General features: G+C 34.4%; 5 protein-coding genes. 4 read left to right on the forward strand and 1 reads right to left on the reverse strand.

Going from position 1 to position 4123, the window contains the following annotated elements; translation table 11 throughout:
• The first annotated feature begins 16 nt into the window (after window positions 1–16).
• Genes rpmA through nadD form a run of 3 tightly spaced genes read left to right on the forward strand, consistent with a single transcriptional unit; the run spans window position 17 to window position 2145 of the window.
• Complete coding sequence (gene rpmA / locus K6343_01735) at window positions 17–271, forward strand: 50S ribosomal protein L27 (GenBank protein MEF3244694.1); 255 nt, start codon at window positions 17–19, stop codon at window positions 269–271.
• The gene (gene obgE, locus K6343_01740; protein MEF3244695.1) at window positions 258–1541 is read left to right on the forward strand and encodes a GTPase ObgE; all 1284 of its coding nucleotides are present in this window, start codon (window positions 258–260) and stop codon (window positions 1539–1541) included. Before rpmA ends, obgE begins: the two co-directional genes overlap by 14 nt.
• Window positions 1507–2145, forward strand: coding sequence for a nicotinate-nucleotide adenylyltransferase (nadD, locus tag K6343_01745; protein ID MEF3244696.1), 639 nt, complete (start codon window positions 1507–1509; stop codon window positions 2143–2145). Before obgE ends, nadD begins: the two co-directional genes overlap by 35 nt.
• Here nadD and K6343_01750 read toward each other — a convergent pair.
• The gene (locus K6343_01750; GenBank protein MEF3244697.1) at window positions 2118–3059 is read right to left on the reverse strand and encodes a DUF523 and DUF1722 domain-containing protein; all 942 of its coding nucleotides are present in this window, start codon (window positions 3057–3059) and stop codon (window positions 2118–2120) included. The two genes, nadD and K6343_01750, sit on opposite strands and share 28 nt — an antisense overlap.
• A 786-nt stretch (window positions 3060–3845) precedes the next feature.
• Here K6343_01750 and K6343_01755 point away from each other — a divergent pair.
• A partial coding sequence (locus tag K6343_01755; protein ID MEF3244698.1) for a hypothetical protein occupies window positions 3846–4123 on the forward strand: 278 nt, incomplete at its 3' end.

Genomic DNA, 4123 nt, shown 5'->3' on the forward strand with positions numbered 1-4123 from the left:
ATTGTAGGAGGCAACAATGGGTAAGAAGAGAAGCAAAGTTAATGGTAGGGATAGCAATCCAAAGTATCTTGGTGTTAAACTTTTTGATGGTCAGTTTGCAAAGGCTGGCAATATCATTGTTCGGCAAAGAGGAGAGAAAATTAAAGCAGGTCAAAACGTAGGAAAAGGCTCTGACTTTACTCTTTTTGCTCTTAAAGATGGTATTGTAAAATTTACAAAAATAAGGAAGTTTACATCGGTAAGCATCATAGAAAACCGTGAAGAAACCTAAGACATCCTTTATTGATCATGCTTATATCCGGGTAAGATCTGGAAAAGGTGGCGATGGAGCAATAAGTTTTAGAAGAGAAAAGTTTATCCCCAAAGGGGGCCCAGACGGAGGGAACGGAGGAAAAGGCGGAGATGTTATTATAAAGGCTAGTAGATTCCTTACGACCCTCCAGAATTTTTTGTTCAAAAAGCACTTTTTTGCCGAAAACGGAGAAAACGGCGGACCCAGATTAAAGCATGGGAAAAATGGGCGTGATCTTATTATTGAAGTGCCAGTTGGGACTGTTATTATAGATAGAACAAACAATAAAGTCATTGGCGAGTTAAACAAAGATAGTGATTTTCTTGTTGTTGCAAAAGGTGGACGTGGCGGCAGAGGAAACAAGGCGTTTACAACATCGACAGAACGTGCGCCTCGCTATAACGAATTGGGAGAGCCATACGAAGAAAAAGACCTTGAACTTGTTTTAAAAATCTTATCAGATGTGGGTATAGTTGGCTTGCCCAATGCTGGAAAATCAACATTCATTTCAAAGGTAAGTAATGCTCACCCCGAAATTGCACCTTATCCTTTTACAACTATTTATCCAAAAATTGGTGTTGTAAAACTCGATGATTTTAGAAGTTTTGTAATTGCAGATCTTCCTGGGCTTATAAAAGGCGCAGCAAAAGGAAAGGGAATGGGCAATCAGTTTCTCTCACATATTGAAAAAACAAAAGTCATCATGATTTTAATTGACGGCAGCGAAAGAAAACTGATTAAAAATACGTATAAAACTCTTTTAAAAGAACTTGAGAGCTACAATCCCTCACTTATTACAAAAAAAAGAATTGTTGTCATAAATAAAATAGATACTTGGAAAAGAAAAAGAACAAAAGAGATAAAAGACTTTTTTGATAGAGTTCACGAAGAAGTATACTTTATATCTGCACTAAATTCTACCAACGTAAATGAGGTTCTTGAGCGTTTGTATAAACTTGTCCAAGAAACTCATGTTGAAGAGGTAAGAATTCAGGAAGTAAAAGAAATCAAATTGGAGACAGGTAAAGAGCTCATAATTGAAAAAGTTAATGAAAACACGTATAAAGTGAGTAATAAAGAGCTTGAAAGAAGAGTTGAACTTACTGATTTAAACAAAGCAGGAAGCGTTAACGAACTTTTAAGATTTTTTGATAAAATAGCTCTTGAAAAGAGATTAAAAATATACGGTATAAAGGAAGGGGACAAAGTTATCATTGGAAGCAAATCTTTCATCTTCAAAGAAGGTTAAGATTGGCATATATGGTGGTGCATTTAATCCCATTCATATAGGTCATTTGTTTGTGGGGAAAGAATCTATAAGATTATTTAACCTAGATAAAGTAATATTTGTCCCAACCGGGAACCCTGTTTTTAGAAAAAAAGACTTACTCGACAAGTATATACGCGCTCATCTTGTAGAAATTGCCATAGAAGGTGAAACTAATTTTGAAATTTCTTATTTTGAAATAGAAAAAGAAGGTCCTTCTTACTATATTGATACGTTAAGGAATTTTATTAAAGACGGAGTTGATATTTATACAATTATAGGAGAGGATGCTTTTTTAAAGATCACTCTCTGGAAAGACTTTAAAGAGATATTAAGTAATTCTAACTTTATTGTTGCAAAAAGACTGAGCGATAATTTTGCAACATTAAAAGAATTTACAAATGAAAATTTAAATGACTTTACTAAAAAGATATTTACTCTTGAACATCCCCTTTTCCCTATTTCATCAACTCTCATAAGGGAGAGGTTAAAAACGGGTTTGCCAATTTCATACCTTGTGCCAAAACCTGTTGAAAACGAGATTTTAAGGCACGGATACTACACAAAGCGAAGCTCTTTTGGGTAAGGGTTTAGGTATCTTTGTTTTAGTAGATACTTTTCATTAAACCTAATTGTGAAATTTCTTAAAATTTCAATGAGAGTGAATTTATCGACTCTTCCTTCTAAGTATTCTTGAACTAAATCTAGGAAGTGTGCTTTTTCATTAGAAGAAAGTCCATCTTTAAAATATCCAAAAGCATGGAGAAGTGTATTCACATTATTACCTTTAGAAGCATTTTTACTAAAAGATTTTCTAAAGAGATCTGCATAAATAATGTAAACTTGCTCAAGTGGTAAGGTATTTAGGTTTGATAAAAGTTTTCCTAATAATTTTAAATTTGATTGGTTGTATGTGATAAGCATGAGTTTGTATTCAGAGTGAAATTCAAGGATTTTTTCTTTTGAGAGGTCTTCTTTTAGTTGTCTTAAATGTGCAAAAGCAAAAATTTTTGTAAGAAAAAGATCTCGTATGCCTTTATCTATAAGTCTTTTTTCGCTTTCAATGGGAAAGTATGGAAAAAGCAATTTAACATTTCTTGCAAACATTCCTGAAGTTTTTCCAATAATATTTAAGGTCTCTAAATTACTGTAATAATTAACGTCGTTAATACCGCAACTTGGAGATTTTGCCTTTAGAAGAAAACCGTCAACTGAGTCTGTGAGATTTGTTAAGAAACGGACAGAAAAATTTTCCATATCGTTTGTTAAATCTCTTTGGGTATTTTGTTGGAGTAGTTTATCTTTTTCACTCTTTACGATTATTATAGGATCTCTTGGTATCCCTAAGCCAATTTCTACCTCGGGGCATACGGGGGTGTAATCTACAAATTTACTTAATTTTTCTGCAAATTCATCTTTTATGATTCCGCCATCGTATCTTGTTTTGGCAAGATTTATGCACTTACTTATCACTATTTTAGGTCTTATAAAGTTTTCCATTTTGGTTTTATATTATCCCTAAATTGGGTTAGTCCTCAAAGTTAATACATTATACTCTAAAATGCTTTTGAAATGAAAAATCACCATGACGAGGTGTCCCTCCTGTGGTCATTCTGAGAGCGTAAGCCCGAAGAATCTTACATTCGAGGGGAAAAACCCCTCGATTCTCCCCTCAAATATGAGATCCTTCGTCATTTCATTCCTCAGGATGACAAGGTGGGCGTCATTCTGACGAGGCGTTCTTTTGCCGAGGAAGAATCTCACCCGTTTATGCCTTTTCTATTACTTGGGGAAGTCTTGAGGGGGGCGTCGTTTACCCCCTCAAAGAATGAGATCCTTCGTCGCTATCGCTCCACTTGACTTCGTCAAGGAAAGGAGTGCAGGATGACAGTTGGGTGTCATTCTGAGAGCGTAAGCCCGAAGAATCTCTCTGTTTATTTCTTTTGATTTTCAGGAGAAGCCTTGATGGGACATGCCTTTGCTGTCATTCTGCACTTTTTTCCTTTCGTAAGTAAGTGCAAAGTCCCAGCTGTCATTCCGAGCGGTGGCGAAGAATCTTGCCTTTTATGCTTTTGGGTAGTTTTGAATGGTGTCTTGTGTCCCCATCAAATTAAGGAAGAATATCATCTTTTTTAAATTTTAGGTGGTAATAGCCAATTGATACTTCTCTATATTTACCTTAGACTAAATTTTTCATTTTCATCTTGACAAAATTTGTAATTTTAATAAAACAAAATTAGAAGGAATCTGAAGCATTAATTAAATTGACTAAAGAAGGAGGCTATCATGAAAAAACTTTTATTAGTTTTAGTAGTTTTCTTCTTTTTGCAAACTGTTTTACCTACACTAAAGAGTTTTCCAACTACTCAAACAAGAGCAAATGCTTTTGAACATGCAGTTTTAAATGTTGGGTCAATTGATGTAGCTAAAGAAATTGGTGGGAAAGATGTTGACATCAAATCTCACAATGTATCCTCAACAATTCAAGATTACAGTAAAGATATTAAAACTTCCGATGTAACAAATGTATTTAAACAATCCATTAAAACTACCACTTTATCACA

Source organism: Caldisericaceae bacterium (assembly GCA_036574215.1).
GTDB lineage: Bacteria > Caldisericota > Caldisericia > Caldisericales > Caldisericaceae > Caldisericum.

What these genes read in the sequence shown, in the direction of transcription:
- rpmA (MEF3244694.1), top strand. Translation starts at nt 17, where the DNA reads ATGGGTAAGAAGAGAAGCAAAGTTAATGGTAGGGATAGCAATCCAAAG.
- K6343_01750 (MEF3244697.1), bottom strand. Translation starts at nt 3,059, where the DNA reads ATGGAAAACTTTATAAGACCTAAAATAGTGATAAGTAAGTGCATAAAT.